Source organism: Pseudoalteromonas sp. SWXJZ94C (genome assembly GCF_015864385.1).
Lineage (GTDB): Bacteria > Pseudomonadota > Gammaproteobacteria > Enterobacterales > Alteromonadaceae > Pseudoalteromonas.
Genome location: NZ_JADYXF010000003.1, coordinates 91466 through 108083 on the forward strand (window position 1 = coordinate 91466; position 16618 = coordinate 108083).

Genomic DNA, 16618 nt, shown 5'->3' on the forward strand with positions numbered 1-16618 from the left:
AAATAAAATGATTTAAGTAAGCAATATATATGAACGATGTTTGCAATGCACCCGGTTTGTTACCAATTGAAACTGCAATACAAAATATACTTAGCGTAATAACACCTGTTAAAAGCGCTGAAACCATCAAAATAATGCAAAGCGTTGATCGCATTTTAGCAAGCGATGTTAAATCAACTATAAACGTACCGGCTCATAATAACTCTGCAATGGATGGTTATGCGCTATGTATTTCAGATAAAAGCTTAACCTATACACAAGTAGGTAGCGTGTTTGCAGGGCAAGTTTTTGAAGGAATGCTAACCCCAGGGCAATGTGTAAGAATAATGACCGGCGCCGCCATTGCACCCGGCGCTAACGGCGTTGTAATGCAAGAAAACGCCTCGGTAAATGGCGATAAAATTACGTTTACAGCACAACCAGAACTAAATGAAAACGTGCGTTTTTCCGGCGAAGATATTGCAATAGACGATGTTATTTTAAAAGCCGGTGATAAATTAAAAGCCGTTGATGTGGGACTACTTGCATCTTTGGGCATTGCTAATATAGACGTAATCAGAACCCTAAAAATAGCCGTACTTTCTACAGGCGATGAGCTAATTGAACCAGGGCAGCCTCTTAAACAAGGCGCTATTTTTGAAAGTAACCGCGCTGTTATTATTAGTGCGCTGCAACAAAAAAATATAGACGTGATTGATTTAGGGATTATCCCCGATGACAAAGAACTCATCACTAATGCATTTTTAAAAGCGAACGAACTTGCCGATGCAGTAATAAGCTCAGGCGGAGTATCGGTTGGTGAAGCCGACTTTACTAAAGAAGTGCTCAACGAAATTGGCGAAATTCACTTTTGGAAAATAGCCATGAAACCAGGTAAACCTTTTGCCTTTGGTAAACTAGCTAACAGTTACTTTTTTGGCTTGCCAGGTAACCCTGTGTCGGCTGCTGTTACGTTTAATCAGTTAGTAGAGCCTGCACTGCAAAAGCTGTCGGGGCTTGGTGAAGTAAATCCTAAAATGCGATTTAACGCGGTTACTACATCCGTTATTAAAAAGCGCCCAGGAAGAGCCGACTTTCAGCGCGGTACAGCAACAATTAACGAGCAAGGTGACTTAGTGGTTGCCCCGTTTAATAAACAGGGCTCGGGTGTACTTTCGTCGCTTAGTAAAGCTAACTGCTTAATTGTAGTGCCAGCACAAAGCGGCAATATCGAAAAAGGCGCAACAGTAAGTATTGAGTTGCTATAAAGCCTAAAATGCTACAGCTAACTGTATAATTTAGCTGTAGCGCTATGTAGACCTTAAAATATTTTTATATTTAATGTTTGAATTAAACAATTTAACTTTTCGCTACGCCCTACAAACTCTTCTTTGCTCAATCTATTAACACACTTTAGCGCATTTTTAGTCGCAAAGTATCTATCATAACTTAGGCTTCTTTCGCATTTAACACTATACGTTGAGGGCCAAGAGCCACCAGCACCCGTTGCTATGCCAACAACATTACATGTAGCATCTATATATTGCTCCCATGCTTTTATTTGGGCTTTAACTGCATCTACTTGGTAGTCGTCAGTTAGTTGCGGGTAAATTTCATTCATCATTTTACTGATTTTAATTTTGTATCTATTGCCCTCTAAATTATAAGTATTGCCAGTGTGCATTGCACCGCCTTCTGGCCAACCATCAGCACTTTGCGCAAGTGCCCCAAACGATGAAATAGTTAAAGCAAATCCAATAATAATTTTATTCATTTTTAAATCCTTTTAAAGTTTGAAAAAAAGCCCTTAAATTAAAAAATAAGGGCTTACTTATATTTTACAAAAATAATAAATAGATTCAATGTATTAATGCTGTAATTTAACTAATTAATATTAAAAGTTTACTGAGGGACTCTTACAACGCCTTCCATAAGTACACGCGCACTGCGACTCATGCTTGCTTTGGTAACTTGCCAATTACCCGCATTATTTTTAGCCTCTGCACCCACTTTTAATGTGCCCGATGGATGACCAAAGTTTACTTCACTTAATGCGCCGCCTCCAGCGGCTACATTAACCAGCGTACCTTCAATAGCTGCGGCAGTACCAATAGCAACAGCAGCTGTGCCCATCATGGCGTGATGCAGTTTACCCATCGACATAGCGCGCACTAATAAGTTAATGTTTGCAGATTCAATAAGCTTTCCGCTAGACGCTTTATAATCTAAAGGCGATGCAACAAACGCAACTTTAGGCGTATGTTGGCGAGCTTGTGCTTCACTAATATCAGTAATTAAGCCCATTTTTACAGCACCATAAGCACGAATAGTTTCAAGCTTTTTAAGTGCAGCAACATCGTTATTAATATCGTCTTGCAGCTCGGTGCCGGTATAACCAATATCAGCCGCATTAATAAATATGGTAGGTATACCTGCGTTTATCATTGTTGCTTTTAAAGTGCCAACGCCTGGTACTTCTAAGCTATCAACTACGTTGCCAGTTGGAAATAAGGCGCCATCACCATCAGCTGGGTCAATAAATTCAAGCTTTACCTCGGCTGCAGGAAATGTAACGCCATCGAGCTCAAAATCACCGGTTTCTTGTACTTCGCCATTAGTTATTGGTACATGGACTAAAATACTTTTTTTAATATTAGCCTGCCACACACGCACAATAGCAACACCGTTATCGGGTACTCTGCTTTTATCGACCAAACTATTACTAATGGCAAAAGCACCCACTGCTGATGTTAAATTACCGCAGTTACCGCTCCAATCAACAAAGGGCTTATCTATCGCCACTTGACCAAATAAATAATCAACATCGTGATCGGCTTGCTCACTTTTACTTAAAATGACTGTTTTACTGGTACTAGACGTAGCGCCACCCATACCATCCGTTTGTTTGGCATACGGATCGGGACTGCCTATAATACGCAGTAATAAATTATCGCGTGCCTCGCCTGCTACTTGAGCAGGTTTTGGTAAATCAGTTAAATTAAAAAAAACACCTTTACTAGTGCCGCCTCGCATATAGGTTGCAGGCACTTTAATTTGCGGTTTAAACATAAATAACCCTTTCCTTATGCAGTTTTAGTGGCTTCTAAAAAGTCTTGTGCAAAGCGCTGTAATACACCGCCAGCAGCATAAATAGAAAGCTCTTCTTGAGTATCTATACGGCACTTCATGGGTATATTTAACACTTCGCCATTTTTACGAGTGATAGATAAGTTAAGCGTACAACCAGGCGTTGGCTCGCCTGTTACATCATAACTTTCACTGCCATCAAGCTTGAGCGTTTTACGGGTTGTGCCTGCTTTAAATTCAAGTGGCAATACACCCATACCCACTAAGTTAGTACGATGAATACGCTCAAAGCCCTCTGCTGCAATAACTTCAACGCCAGCAAGCCTTACACCTTTTGCAGCCCAATCGCGCGACGAACCTTGTCCGTAATCGGCTCCGGCTACAATAATAAGTGGTTGTTTGCGCTCCATGTACGCTTCGATTGCTTCCCACATGCGTGTATTAGTACCTTGTGGCTCTAGTCGGGCATACGAGCCTTGTTTAACTTCGCCGTTTTCATCAAGTACCATTTCATTAAGTAGTTTAGGGTTTGCAAATGTTGCACGCTGCGCTGTTAAATGATCGCCTCTGTGCGTTGCGTACGAGTTGTAATCTTCCTCTGGGACGTTCATTTTAGTTAGGTATTCGCCAGCGGCACTGCTTGCCATTATTGCGTTTGAAGGCGATAAATGATCGGTTGTAATGTTGTCGCCAAGTACAGCAAGTGCACGCATACCGGTCATTGTGCGCTCACCCGCTAATGCACCTTCCCAATAAGGCGGACGACGAATGTACGTACTTTGTGGTCGCCACTCATACAATGGATCGTTATCTTCACCGTAATCTACGGTTAAGTTAAACATTGGCTCGTACACTTTTCTAAATTGCTCAGGCTTAACGCTTTGCTTAACTACTGCATCTATTTCTTCATCAGATGGCCATAAATCTTTAAGTGTAATATCGTTACCTTGCTGATCTTGCCCTAAAATATCTTTTTCAATATCAAAACGAATAGTACCGGCAATCGCGTAAGCAACAACTAAAGGAGGAGACGCTAAAAAAGCTTGCTTGGCATATGGATGAATACGCCCGTCAAAGTTTCGATTACCTGAAAGTACAGCCGTTGCGTATAAATCACGTTCAATTACTTCTTTTTGAATAACAGGGTCAAGTGCCCCGCTCATACCGTTACACGTTGTGCAGGCAAAACCCACAATACCAAAGCCGAGCTGCTCAAGCTCTGTGAGTAAATTTGCATCTTCAAGATACGATTGAACCGCTTTAGAACCTGGCGCAAGTGACGTTTTAACCCAAGGCTTACGCGTTAAACCTTTTGCATTTGCATTACGTGCAAGCAGTGCAGCGGCAATTACGTTACGTGGGTTACTCGTATTTGTACAACTGGTAATAGCTGCAATAATACATGCGCCATCAGGCATTAAGCCTTCTTCGTTTTCGACAACGCCCGAAATACCCTCTTTTGCTAAATCACTTGTTGATACACGGCGATGCGGATTAGATGGTCCTGCAATATTACGACCCACGCTTGATAAATCAAACGTAAGTACGCGGTCGTATTTAGCTGTTTTTAGGCTGTCACTCCACAAACCTGTGGTTTTAGCGTAGTTTTCTACCAGTGCAATTTGCTCTTCTTCACGGCCGGTTAAACGCAAGTAATCAATTGTCATTTCGTCGATATAAAACATCGCGGCGGTCGCGCCAAATTCTGGCGTCATGTTCGAAATTGTTGCTCTGTCGCCAAGGGTTAGTGCATCAGCACCTTCACCATAAAATTCTAAATAAGCCGATACCACACGTTGCCCACGTAAAAATTCGGTTATGGCAAGTACAATGTCGGTGGCTGTAATACCCGGTTGGCGAATACCCGTAAGCTCAACGCCTACAATATCTGGCAGGCGCATATAAGAGGCGCGACCAAGCATTACGCTTTCGGCTTCAAGCCCACCTACACCCACCGCTATCACACCTAGCGCATCTACATGAGGGGTATGGCTATCGGTTCCAACTAAGGTATCGGGGAATGCAATGCCATCACGGTTTTGAATAACCGGCGACATTTTTTCAAGATTAATTTGATGCATAATCCCGTTACCCGGCGGGATCACATCAATGTTTTTAAAAGCTGTTTTAGTCCAATTTATAAAATGAAAACGGTCATCGTTGCGTCTATCTTCTATTGAACGGTTTTTTTCAAACGCATCGGGGTCAAACCCTGCATGCTCAACCGATAATGAATGATCAACAATTAACTGTGTTGGTACAACTGGATTTACTTTTGCCGGATCGCCACCTTTAGCAGCAATTGCATCACGCAAACCTGCTAAATCAACAAGCGCCGTTTGCCCTAAAATATCATGGCACACTACTCGCGCCGGATACCAAGGAAAATCTAAATCTTGTTTACGCTCAATTAGCTGCTTAAGTGCATCGGTTAACATTGCAGGGTCGCATCGGCGTACTAAGTTTTCAGCAAGTACGCGCGATGTATAAGGTAGTGTGGCGTATGCGCCAGGCTTAATTTCATCAACCGCTTCTTTAGTGTCGTAATAATCAACATTTGAGCCAGGTAGAGGTTTACGGTATTGGGTATTATTAATTATGGTCATAATAAAAGTTCGCTAATTGGTGACGGGGTTATTAAGAAAGGCTTTAGGTTTGCAGGTTTTTTTTATATAAAGCATTAAAGCCGTAAAAGGTGAATATAGAGTTCACCTTAATTCACTTACCAACTCTCATGTGTGGTCATATTTAACCAGCTAAATTATTCAAATATACATGAGAGTTGGTAACCTATTATCTTGATTCGATTGGTGTGTAACTACGTGCATCAGGTCCTGTGTAGTCAGCGCTTGGGCGAATAATACGGTTATTAGTGCGCTGCTCTTTAACATGCGCGGTCCAACCTGTAACACGGCTCATTACAAATATTGGCGTAAATAACTTAGTTGGAATATTCATAAAGTGATAGGCAGATGCATGGAAAAAATCGGCATTACAAAACAGTTTTTTCTCGCGCCACATAATTTCTTCACAACGAACAGACACAGGGTAAAGCACATGGTCGCCCACTTCATCGGCTAGTTTTTCGGACCACTTTTTAATAATAACGTTACGCGGATCAGACTCACGATAAATAGCATGACCAAAGCCCATAATTTTATCTTTACGCTCCAGCATGCCCATTACTTCTTGCTCTGCATGTTCAACACTTGTAAAACCTTGAATCATATCCATTGCTGCTTCGTTTGCGCCGCCATGTAATGGACCACGCAGCGTACCAATTGCACCCGTTACGCAAGAATGAATGTCAGAAAGCGTTGACGCACACACGCGAGCCGTAAACGTAGAGGCGTTAAACTCATGCTCTGCGTATAAAATTAACGACACATTCATTACTTGAGCAAACAATTCACTTGGTGCTTTATCGTGTAGCAGCGTTAAAAAATGCGCACCAACAGAGTCGTCATCTGTTTGTGTTTCAATGCGTACACCATCGTGGGTAAACCGATACCAATAACAAATAATACTAGGGAATACAGCAACCATTCGGTCGATTGCATCGTTAGCTTGGCTAAAATCATTTTCTATTTCAAGATTACCCAACATAGAGCAACCTGTGCGCATTACATCCATTGGATGCGCGTCTTTAGGAATGTTTTCAAGCACGGTTTTAAGTGCACTAGGTAAGCCGCGTAAGCTTTTTAATTTAGCTTTATATTGCACAAGTTCGCTGGTGGTTGGTAACTCACCACGAGAAAGTAAAAACGAGACTTCTTCAAACTGAGCTTTTTCGGCAAGTTCGCTAATATCGTAGCCACAATACGTTAAACCCGAACCGCTTTGCCCAACTGTACATAATGCTGTTTGACCTGCTACTTGCCCGCGTAAACCTGCACCGCTCAATGCTTTATCGACCATGATCTTCTCCTATCTATAATTTGTGTGTGTTTTTATTAGTGTTTATTTACTTATCAGATTTTGATGAAAAAAGGGTGTCGAGTGTGTTCTCGTACGTGTGGTAATCTAAAAAGTCGTATAGCTCTGCACGTGTTTGCATATTTTCTATTTGGCTTTGTTGCGAGCCTTCATTCAAAATAGCTGAATACACGTTTAACGCCGCTTTATTCATTGCTCTAAACGCACTTAATGGGTAAAGCACCATTTTAACGCCCACATCACTTAACTGCTCTTTGGTATAAATAGGCGTTTGACCAAACTCGGTAATATTTGCCAAAATTGGAACGTTAATCGCTTTTGCAAATGCTTGATAATCAGCAAGGTCGTGTACGGCTTCAGCAAAAATAGCGTCAGCCCCTGCTTCTACACATGCCGCTGCGCGGTCAATTGCTGCGTTTAATCCTTCTTTTTGAAACGCATCGGTACGCGCCATAATATAAAAATCATTATCGGTTTTTGCATCAACCGCCGCTTTAATACGGTCAACCATTTCGTCTTGGCTAACAATTTCTTTATTAGGACGGTGACCACAACGCTTCTGTGCTACTTGGTCTTCTATATGAAAACCGGCAGCACCGGCTTTGGTCATTTCTTTAACGGTGCGTGCAATATTAAATGCGCCGCCCCAACCTGTATCTGCATCAACTAACAAAGGTAAATCGCTCGCACCGGTAATACGACGAATATCTTCAAGTACATTATCAAGGCTGGTCATTCCTAAATCAGGCATACCAAAAGAAGCGTTGGCCACGCCCGCACCTGAGAGGTAAATTGCTTGGTGACCCATTTTTTCAGCCATCATCGCGGTATATGCGTTAATAGTCCCTACAACTTGTAAAGGGTGATTATTAGCAATAGCCTGTTTAAATTTTAATCCTGCTGACATTACTTTCTCCTAACTTTGAACGGTTGCTACGTGGAGTAACTACTATTTTTAATATCTAAATATGACTGTTTAATTGTTCTGTTTAACTTTAACGGCTAATAACTTTTGAGCTGTTCATGAGTTTTGAGCCGTTAATAAATCGAATTTGGTTTGAATATTTGCTTGCGATGCACTTATATGTCGCTTCATGAGCATTTCGGCAAGTTCACCGTCGTGGTTTTCTATCGCATTAATAATAGCTAAATGCTCATCAAACGCTTTTGATACACGCGGCCCCACCATGCCCATTTGTACTCGGTACATTCTTATTAATTGGTAAAGTCCGTTACATAACAAATGAATTAAATGAGCATTTTTACTGCCTTTAATTATTCGATAATGAAAGTCTAAATCGCCAGCCTCTTGATAATACGACTCGCCTTCTTTTACACGCTGTGTTTTTAAATGTTGATTAAGTAATTGCTTTAAGCCTTGTACTTCATCGGCAGCCATATTGTCGGCAGCAAGCCTGCAAGCAAGTCCTTCGAGTGAACTACGAACTTGGTATACTTCAATTAAACGCTCTGCGGTAAGTGCTACTACTCGGCAACCCACATTTGCTTTACGCTCAACTAAGTAACAGCTTTCTAAACGATTTAATGCTTCACGAAGCGTTGCACGGCTTACACCATAACGCTTTGCTAATTCTGGCTCAGATATTTTGCTGCCCTGTATTATGCTGCCCTCTACTATTTCGCGGCGCATATCTACAAACACTTGATCTGATGCAGTAGTAATAGGAGCTTCGTTTAAAAAGGTTTCGGTCATAGGTATCTTTTATATTGTCGACAATTTATGCAGTCACTATGTGCTTATTGGTAATTTATGTCAACCCTAAAACCTTTAAAAACGACTAAAAAACACCCTCATTGTCGACACTATTAAAGTAAAATAGCTATAAATGAGTTAAATACAGCTAATAAATAGTTAAAAGTAATGAAGTGTCGACACAGTAATAAAGCAAAAATTAGAGTTTTTAGCGCTGAAACCACCTTATATAAATGTTATTATCGCGCTTTATTTTTATAGTATGAGCCAACGCGTGAACGCCAACACTTTTATTCCTGAGCATTTTATTGACGACGTAAAAACCTATTTACCTGAGCATTTAAATTTAGATGACTTTATAAGTGCTTGTCGTCGCCCCCTCAGAAAATCAATTCGCGTTAATACTTTAAAAATCACTGTGGAAGAATTTGTAAATAAAGCGACACAAAAAAACTGGCTACTAACCCCTATACCATGGTGCAGTGAAGGTTTTTGGTTAGAACGCCCAAGTGACGAAGATCAAAACTTGGCACTGGGTAATACCGATCTACATTTAAGTGGTGCAATGTACGTGCAGGAGGCAAGCTCAATGCTACCTCCTATCGCTTTAAAACAAAGTATTGAACTCGCTGACCCTCAAAATAATTACGTGCTTGATGTTGCATCTGCGCCAGGTTCAAAAACATCGCAACTTGCTGCGCTTATGAATAACCAAGGCGTATTAGTTGCAAACGAACTTTCGTCATCACGTTTAAAGGTGCTCAGCGCTACATTAAAACGTATGGGAGTTGGTAATTGTGCGCTATCACATTTTGATGGCGTTATATTTGGTAACTACATGTTTGAATGCTTTGATAGCATATTGTTAGATGCTCCCTGCTCAGGCGAAGGGACTGTACGTAAAGATGCCGATGCTCTTAAAAACTGGTCAATAGAATCAAATATCGAAATAGCCCAAGTACAAAAAGACTTAATTAAAAGCGCATTTTATGCATTAAAGCCAGGCGGTACATTAGTGTATTCAACCTGCACGCTTACACCGCTCGAAAACCAACAAGTGTGTGATTATTTACTGAGTGAGTTTGGTGACTATATTGCCCCACAATCGTTAAGTAATTTATTTGAAGGCGCAAACAAAGCCACAACAAGCGAAGGTTATTTGCATGTTTGGCCACAAACATTCGACAGCGAAGGCTTTTTTATCGCTAAATTTAAAAAGCACGCCAGTTGCGATAACCCAAATCAAACAGTTAAAAAAGGAGCATTCCCGTTTAACGAGTATGATAAAAAACAAAGTGCTGCTTTTATGGAATCACTTAAAAAGCACTTTGGGCTAATGGCACTGCCTGGCAGCTTAATGCAACGCGACAAAGAGTTGTGGTTATTTCCTGAAGGCTTTGAAGCAGTACAAAATAAAATTAAATATGCTCGATTAGGTATTCAAATTGGAATCATTCATAAAAATGGCGTAAGGCTCACGCACGAGTTTGCAACTGTGTTTGGTAGCGAATGTGCAAGTAACATTTATGCTTTAAATAACGAGCAAGCAAATGATTATTTTCAAGGCAAAGATATACGCTTAAATGAAGTAACCCAAACAATAGGCGAAGTAGTTTTAACACTATGCGGATGCCCTATTGGGCTAGGTAAATGGCAAAAAAATAAGATCAAAAACTCACTACCAAGAGATTTAGTACAAAACACAAAGTTAATAAGTTGGGGTTAGTAAATATACTTTACAATGTATTAACTATATAATATTGAATCATTAGATTTTATATTATCAATAATGGAGGAGTTAAATACTTGTTATTTGTATTTGCTAAACTCGTCTCTGATGTTGGTCTATTAAAAAGCATACTAAATAAGGAAAATAAGTTTGCAGTTTAGGGAAGATATTAATGGTTTAAGAGCCATTGCAGTGATTGCTGTTGTATTATTTCACTTCAACTCAAGTTGGCTCCCTGGCGGGTTTGCAGGTGTTGATGTTTTTTTTGTTATTTCTGGCTTTTTAATGACAGGGATAATATTTAGAGGATTGGAACAAAAAGACTTTTCTATTTTAAAGTTTTATATTGCTCGAGCTAATAGGATTATTCCAGCCTTAGCCGCCCTGTGCGTATTATTAATGATTTTTGGATGGTTTTATCTCACCCCTCTAGATTATAAAGCACTAGGAAAACATGCTGCTAGCAGTGTTGGTTTTTTTTCAAACATAACGTACTGGCTTGAGTCAGGTTACTTTGATGCACTATCAAGCGAAAAATGGTTACTACATACGTGGTCATTATCTGTTGAATGGCAGTTTTATATTATTTATCCATTAGTACTTGTTGCCATGCACAAATTTGTGTCTATAAACACAATAAAAAAAGTAATATTAATTGGCACTATTTTAGGTTTTATATTTTGTGTTATCGCCACTTATAGATGGTCTGAGGCTGCGTATTATTTATTACCCACAAGAGCCTGGGAAATGATGATTGGAGGGGTTGCATACCTGTATCCTTTTAATATCAAAAATAGGCAGAAAAAGTTAGTTGAATGGACCGGTTTTTTACTTATTTTAGGGTCTTATTTTTTAATTTCAAAAGATACTCCATGGCCAGGTTACTTAGCTATATTCCCTGTTTTAGGATCATTCCTCGTTATTCAAGCGCAACGCAACAATAGCCTTATCACAAGTAATATTGTCTTTAAAAAACTAGGTATATGGTCATATTCTATTTACTTATGGCACTGGCCTTTAGTTGTGGCTATCTATTATTTTTCTTTAAGCCATAGTTATATTTATATAGGCATAGCACTATCAGTACTACTAGGATTTTTAAGTAACAAATATATTGAAAAAATTAAGTTTAGAAGAGATTTTAATAATCCCTTAAGTTATACAAAATGTAAGCCATTATATATAGCACTAATTGTTGGTATAACGGGCTATATAGTTACTTCAAATAACGGCTTTAATAGTAAAATAAGGCTAACTAATAAACAGTTAATAATTGTTAAGGGTATGAATAGAAATAGTCGCGAGCACTATTGTGGAACTCTTATAAATGGTGATTCTCCAAATTGTAAATATGGAAAAGGAGAAGTTAAAGCTATCATTTTAGGTGATAGTCATGCTCAAGCCTTAATTGAAGGAATTGGAGTTCGGGCAAAACTGCATAATAGTTCTGTAATCGACTGGGGATTAAGTGCCTGTAATACAATAAAGGGACTGTACACTACAGATAATGTAGGTAACGTTATAGATGACTCTTGCGGAAAGCTAGTTAGTAAATTAATTATTCGTGCAGGAAGTGAGTTTAAAGGCGTTCCTATAATAATTATTAATTGAACATCACAAAATTTATTTGGTCATAATGAAGATATAGTAAACACTCCACCTGAGCGCTTTGTTGATAAAATATTTCAAACACGCAATGATGCTTATCGAAAAAACTTGGTTTCTCATATGGTTAATACAATCTGTGAATTATCAGAAAATAATCCTATATATTTGCTAAGACCTATTCCAGAATTAAAACTTAATGTGCCAAAGTATATGTTTAGGTCCTTGTTAATTAATGATCATATCGAAAAGGTGAGAATCTCTATATTAGAATATGAAACGAGGCAAAAAGTGGCATATGAAATGCAAAATGAAGCAGTTAAAAGGTGCGACGCAAAAATATTAAACCCAATACCGTACTTATGTGACTCTGAATTTTGTCATGGCGATATTAATGGAAAACCACTTTATTTTGATGATGACCATTTGAATTTATATGGTACTAAAATTATTTCTCCCATATTCGATAAAGTATTTGCTGTTCAGTAATGTAAGCCATTAACGCAATGAAGAAGACATGTAAACATACTGCGGTCTCAGCCTAGAAGATGGGTAACTTAAAAATATAAACGACTATCCTAAAATTACTCACACATCATTAATAACTAAGCGAACAATAATTGAATAAAGGTAATAATCTATGGCTACTAGATTTAAAAATACGGAGCTAAAAAATGGGTGTCAATAAAAGCCAAGGTTTTATTACTAAATGTAATCATATTAAAAAATTAGTTATGCATTATTATGTGCCTTTACTACACTTAAAATACTTTCTTCTTCTCCCTAAAGAACCTAGAAAGTTTTTTTAGTTAACGTTAGGCTCTATCCAGAGTCACTTTATAGCCCAGAGCTTTTTATAAGCTTCTGGGCATTTTTATATTCAGTACTAAATTTAAAGTAATTAAGATCTGCAATATTTTTTATAGTGATTACTAATTCTTACTTTTTCAAAATCAGTACCAAATTGCATCGATAAACAAAGTATTGGTAATCCATTAACCTGTTTAGCAACATCAAATATCTGGTTGAATTTATAGCCATGTTTAACGGCTAACTTAAGCTCTTGTACGTATAGCGCTTTGTACTTAGGAGGTAATGCATGCCAATTCATTAATGCTATTTGTATAGCACCTGCATGAACTTCAAAATTAAACGGACCTATTTTTTTTGCCTGTTGGATATAGGTATAAACGCGATCACTTGCACCTTCCTGATAGCTTGTAACTTTAGCAAGCTCTATCCAGCTATCTGGCCATGATTGCCTAAGATCAACTGATTTTAAAAGAGCTTGCTCTGCTTGTTTATAAACACCATTTTTATAATCTAAATCGTTTATGGATTCTTTAGTATCAGAGAGTAAACGCATTTTTATGTACGCATATAACTGCCAATAATGAGGTTGTGTTGGTTCAAGTTCAGTTGCAATTTTTATTGCATTCTCTGCAAGTGCTAATTCTGTATTATCTAAAAGTGGTAAAGGTAACTGTTTTAACGTATTAAGTGCATTAAAGTACCATGCATTAGCACGCATACTTTGTATACTGCTATAACAAATAATTAAAGTTATTATGGCTAAAAAGCCAATCTGAATGAATTTTCGATGCTTTAAATCAATCACAAAATAAAGACTCAGTTAAACTAAATGGGTTAGTTATAAATAAAGCTTCTGCTTTATCAGCTCCTATTAACTCGCTAACAATATGCATTGCGTTACTTAAAATAGGTGGTCTGCGCTTTACCGAGTGTGCATCAGATGCTACATAACTAACTAAACCTGCACTTAACATATCTTCACAAATACTTTTTGCTTTATCGCCCCAGGCGCCTTCAATGCTCGATGCTGTTAGTTGGAATTCACAACCTAGCTGCTTTAAACGCTCTATATAAAATGGGTTAGCTTGAATATCTCGGTTACGCTCTGGGTGGGGAATAATTACTTTAATATTTTGCTTAGCAAGCCACATAATAAATTTATCGTAGCCTTGAGGCACATGCGAATGTGGTAGCTCTAATAATAAGTAATTTTGACCACTTACTTGCCCAATAAACGGAAGTTTATTAGCCATTACAAGCCCCATTAATTCAATATCGAGTCGTACTTCTGCAGCAACAGCAAGCTTTACTGTAATACCAGCAGCAGTTGCATGGCTTTTTAGATTGGCTAAATCATCATATATATGTGAGGTTGAGTTATTAAAACGCCCTAAATGAATATGCGGAGTGGCAACCATATGGGTAATTCCATCACTTTGCGCAACTTTTAATAGCGCTAAAGATTCATTTAAATCTTTAGCGCCATCATCAATACCTGGCAAAATATGTGAATGAATATCAATCATAAATTGTACTGTTATTTATACTTTTGGTTTTTCTGGTTGTTGAGAATAATCAAAATAATCATAGTAGCCATGGCTATGCTGATCTTTAGACTTACTCATATCAACCTGATTAAGTACTACACCGGCAACATGTGCTTTTGCTTCAAATAAGCGTTCAAGCCCTGCTTTAATTGGTTTAATACGTGTTACATCCGATTTAACAACATAAATAACCGAATCAGCGCTTTGTGCAATAACTAACGCGTCGCTAACCGCTTGAGTGGGTGGTGTATCAATAATAATATGGTCGTACTGCGCTTTCAGGGTATTAATTAGTTCTTCAAAGCGTATATTTGATAAAAGCTCTAACGGGTTTCCCGGGATTTGTCCGCTTGGCATAATGGTTACACCCGACTTTTCGTCAACATGTATACATTCTGCAAATTCTTCAGTGCCTACAATTAAATTACTTAAACCTGGATGGAATACAGGAATATCAAAGCGTTTTGCAATACTTGGTTTACGCAAATCAGCATCAACAAGCAGTACTTTCCCCATTTGGGCAAGCGACATAGCTAAATTAGCTGATGTTGTTGTTTTACCCTCACCCGGTGAGCTTGATGTAATCGCAATCACTTTATGATTTTTATCTAACTGGGTTAATAATAAACTGGTACGAAATGTTCTTACCGATTCGGCAAATAGTCTATATTGATCTTCAAGGTAAGCGTAAATAGGAAATGAACTTTTTCGTGGAGTTTTTACGTGCGGTAAAAGCCCTAACATACGTTGCGCTAGCTTGCTTTCAACATCGGGTTTAGTTTTAACTGTGTCGTTTAGTGCATCAAATACAAAACTCATTACTAAAGCAAAACTAAAGCTAACTAAAAACGAAAGTATTACAATTAACTTTTTATTCGGTTTACTCGGAGTATTTGGTGTAAACGCGCGGTCGGTAAAACGAGCTGCTGCCGAACTAAAATCGCTGGTTACTTCAGTTTCTTTAGAACGCGATAAAAAGGTATTAAATATATTCCGGTTAGTCTCTACTTCGCGTTTAAGTTGGTTATATTGCGTCTCTTTTCGTGTAATAGTTTGATACTCAGCACGTATATTAGCTAATGCACTTTCAAGTGCTTTAACTGTTCGTGTAATACGGTTTAACTCTTTTTCAATGCCTGTAATAAGCTCTTTAATTTGCTTATTTAAGTTTGCTTTAACAGTTACTAATTCTGCCCTAGCAGATATTATATTTGGGTGTTTAGGTCCATAAACTTCACTAAGTTCACTTAATTTACGCTCAACTATAATTACATCGCGTTTTACATCTTGCACTGCATTATGAGATGTTATTTCCGGCATACTACCAAGTAGCTCAATATTATCATTACCGTATTCTTGTATTACACGGTTAATGCTTTGCAAATTGTTTTTCTCATTACGCGCTGTTATTAGTTGCTCTGATGTTTGCTCAAGCTCTTGTGTAATAAGGCCTGCAATACCTTCAATATCTACTAATTTTTGATCTTCTCTAAAAGCTTGTAAACGCACTTCTGAACTATCGAGCTGAATACGTAACTGTGATAAACGTGTATTTAACCAAGCAGATGCTTGTTGTGTAATACCCATTTTGGCGCGCATTTGATTATCTATGTAAACTTCACCTACCGTATTTGCAATAAGTGCTGCTAATTTAGGGTCGCTTGACTCAAAACTAATGTTTACCAATTGTGTACTACGTATAGGTTCTATACTTAATTTAGACTTAAATACAGAAAGCAAGCCAAGCATTTCACTTTGTGCTTGTTCTTCGGGGGTAAATATTGCTACCTCTTTTTTGTTTAAAAAAGGGAATAGTTCTTTGATTGATTTTTTTATTTCACCTAAAAAAGAAGGTTTACCAATAAAATCAGAATGCGACTTTAGATCAAGTTTAGTAATAACCTCACGAGCAATACGGTCAGATTTCATTACTTCAAACTGCGTTAAATAGTACTCTTTTTTATTAGTATCTAAGCCATAGATTTCTTCAAAGCTTACCGCTTTAGTTTGCTCAGCTTCAATAAGTAACGTTGCTGTTGCTGTATATTTAGGTATTAGCGTTAAAGTAAACATAATAGTTAACAGTGTAACTACAATGGCAAACCCTAAAATACGCCATTTTGCTTGTTTAATAACATTAAGGTACACGCCTAATTCAATAATTTCATCGTTATTGTTAGGTTTATCTGATATTTGATTCATTAATTA

General features: G+C 38.2%; 11 protein-coding genes and 1 pseudogene. 3 read left to right on the forward strand and 9 right to left on the reverse strand.

Features of this window, described 5'->3' with window-relative positions:
* The first annotated feature begins 29 nt into the window (after positions 1-29).
* Positions 30-1247 (forward strand): gephyrin-like molybdotransferase Glp, encoded by a 1218-nt coding sequence (gene glp, locus I6F65_RS01985; protein ID WP_197111283.1) that lies wholly within the window; start codon positions 30-32, stop codon positions 1245-1247.
* Positions 1248-1300: 53 nt separating this feature from the next.
* Here glp and I6F65_RS01990 read toward each other — a convergent pair whose 3' ends face one another.
* The 6 genes from I6F65_RS01990 to I6F65_RS02015 all read right to left on the reverse strand — a co-directional run bounded on the left by I6F65_RS01990 (position 1301) and on the right by I6F65_RS02015 (position 8716).
* Entirely contained in the window at positions 1301-1753 is a 453-nt protein-coding gene (locus I6F65_RS01990; protein WP_197111285.1) for a hypothetical protein, read from the reverse strand.
* A gap of 128 nt (positions 1754-1881) precedes the next feature.
* Positions 1882-3048 carry a 2-methylaconitate cis-trans isomerase PrpF gene (prpF, locus tag I6F65_RS01995; protein ID WP_166111479.1) on the reverse strand — a complete coding sequence of 389 codons (1167 nt, stop codon included), beginning with the start codon at positions 3046-3048 and terminating at the stop codon, positions 1882-1884.
* 14 nt (positions 3049-3062) lie between these two features.
* The gene (gene acnD / locus I6F65_RS02000; RefSeq protein ID WP_197111287.1) at positions 3063-5672 is read right to left on the reverse strand and encodes a Fe/S-dependent 2-methylisocitrate dehydratase AcnD; all 2610 of its coding nucleotides are present in this window, start codon (positions 5670-5672) and stop codon (positions 3063-3065) included.
* A gap of 187 nt (positions 5673-5859) precedes the next feature.
* The gene (prpC, locus tag I6F65_RS02005; protein WP_197111288.1) at positions 5860-6984 is read right to left on the reverse strand and encodes a 2-methylcitrate synthase; all 1125 of its coding nucleotides are present in this window, start codon (positions 6982-6984) and stop codon (positions 5860-5862) included.
* Positions 6985-7030: 46 nt separating this feature from the next.
* Positions 7031-7909 carry a methylisocitrate lyase gene (gene prpB, locus I6F65_RS02010; RefSeq protein WP_197111289.1) on the reverse strand — a complete coding sequence of 293 codons (879 nt, stop codon included), beginning with the start codon at positions 7907-7909 and terminating at the stop codon, positions 7031-7033.
* Between the two features lie 114 nt (positions 7910-8023).
* Positions 8024-8716 (reverse strand): GntR family transcriptional regulator, encoded by a 693-nt coding sequence (locus tag I6F65_RS02015; protein WP_166111492.1) that lies wholly within the window; start codon positions 8714-8716, stop codon positions 8024-8026.
* Positions 8717-8990: 274 nt separating this feature from the next.
* Here I6F65_RS02015 and rsmF point away from each other — a divergent pair, with 274 nt between their 5' ends.
* Together rsmF and I6F65_RS02025 are read left to right on the forward strand one after the other, a co-directional pair.
* Positions 8991-10442, forward strand: coding sequence for a 16S rRNA (cytosine(1407)-C(5))-methyltransferase RsmF (rsmF, locus tag I6F65_RS02020; RefSeq protein ID WP_197111290.1), 1452 nt, complete (start codon positions 8991-8993; stop codon positions 10440-10442).
* Between the two features lie 153 nt (positions 10443-10595).
* Positions 10596-12539: pseudogene (locus tag I6F65_RS02025) on the forward strand (acyltransferase family protein).
* A 412-nt stretch (positions 12540-12951) separates the two neighbouring features.
* Here the strand turns inward: I6F65_RS02025 and I6F65_RS02035 are convergent.
* The 3 genes from I6F65_RS02035 to I6F65_RS02045 are packed head-to-tail and all read right to left on the reverse strand — an operon-like array spanning position 12952 to position 16612.
* A complete protein-coding gene (locus I6F65_RS02035) occupies positions 12952-13668 on the reverse strand; it encodes a VpsP family polysaccharide biosynthesis protein (RefSeq protein WP_197111293.1) in 717 nt (238 codons plus the stop codon).
* A complete protein-coding gene (locus I6F65_RS02040; RefSeq protein WP_197111294.1) occupies positions 13661-14389 on the reverse strand; it encodes a tyrosine-protein phosphatase in 729 nt (242 codons plus the stop codon). Before I6F65_RS02040 ends, I6F65_RS02035 begins: the two co-directional genes overlap by 8 nt.
* Positions 14390-14404: 15 nt before the next feature.
* Positions 14405-16612 (reverse strand): polysaccharide biosynthesis tyrosine autokinase, encoded by a 2208-nt coding sequence (locus tag I6F65_RS02045; protein ID WP_197111296.1) that lies wholly within the window; start codon positions 16610-16612, stop codon positions 14405-14407.
* Positions 16613-16618: the final 6 nt, after the last annotated feature.

Bases quoted from the DNA above. Each gene is read 5' to 3' on its own strand.
- glp (WP_197111283.1), top strand. From the start codon at position 30: ATGAACGATGTTTGCAATGCACCCGGTTTGTTACCAATTGAAACTGCA.
- I6F65_RS01990 (WP_197111285.1), bottom strand. From the start codon at position 1,753: ATGAATAAAATTATTATTGGATTTGCTTTAACTATTTCATCGTTTGGG.
- prpF (WP_166111479.1), bottom strand. From the start codon at position 3,048: ATGTTTAAACCGCAAATTAAAGTGCCTGCAACCTATATGCGAGGCGGC.
- acnD (WP_197111287.1), bottom strand. From the start codon at position 5,672: ATGACCATAATTAATAATACCCAATACCGTAAACCTCTACCTGGCTCA.
- prpC (WP_197111288.1), bottom strand. From the start codon at position 6,984: ATGGTCGATAAAGCATTGAGCGGTGCAGGTTTACGCGGGCAAGTAGCA.
- prpB (WP_197111289.1), bottom strand. From the start codon at position 7,909: ATGTCAGCAGGATTAAAATTTAAACAGGCTATTGCTAATAATCACCCT.
- I6F65_RS02015 (WP_166111492.1), bottom strand. From the start codon at position 8,716: ATGACCGAAACCTTTTTAAACGAAGCTCCTATTACTACTGCATCAGAT.
- I6F65_RS02040 (WP_197111294.1), bottom strand. From the start codon at position 14,389: ATGATTGATATTCATTCACATATTTTGCCAGGTATTGATGATGGCGCT.
- I6F65_RS02045 (WP_197111296.1), bottom strand. From the start codon at position 16,612: ATGAATCAAATATCAGATAAACCTAACAATAACGATGAAATTATTGAA.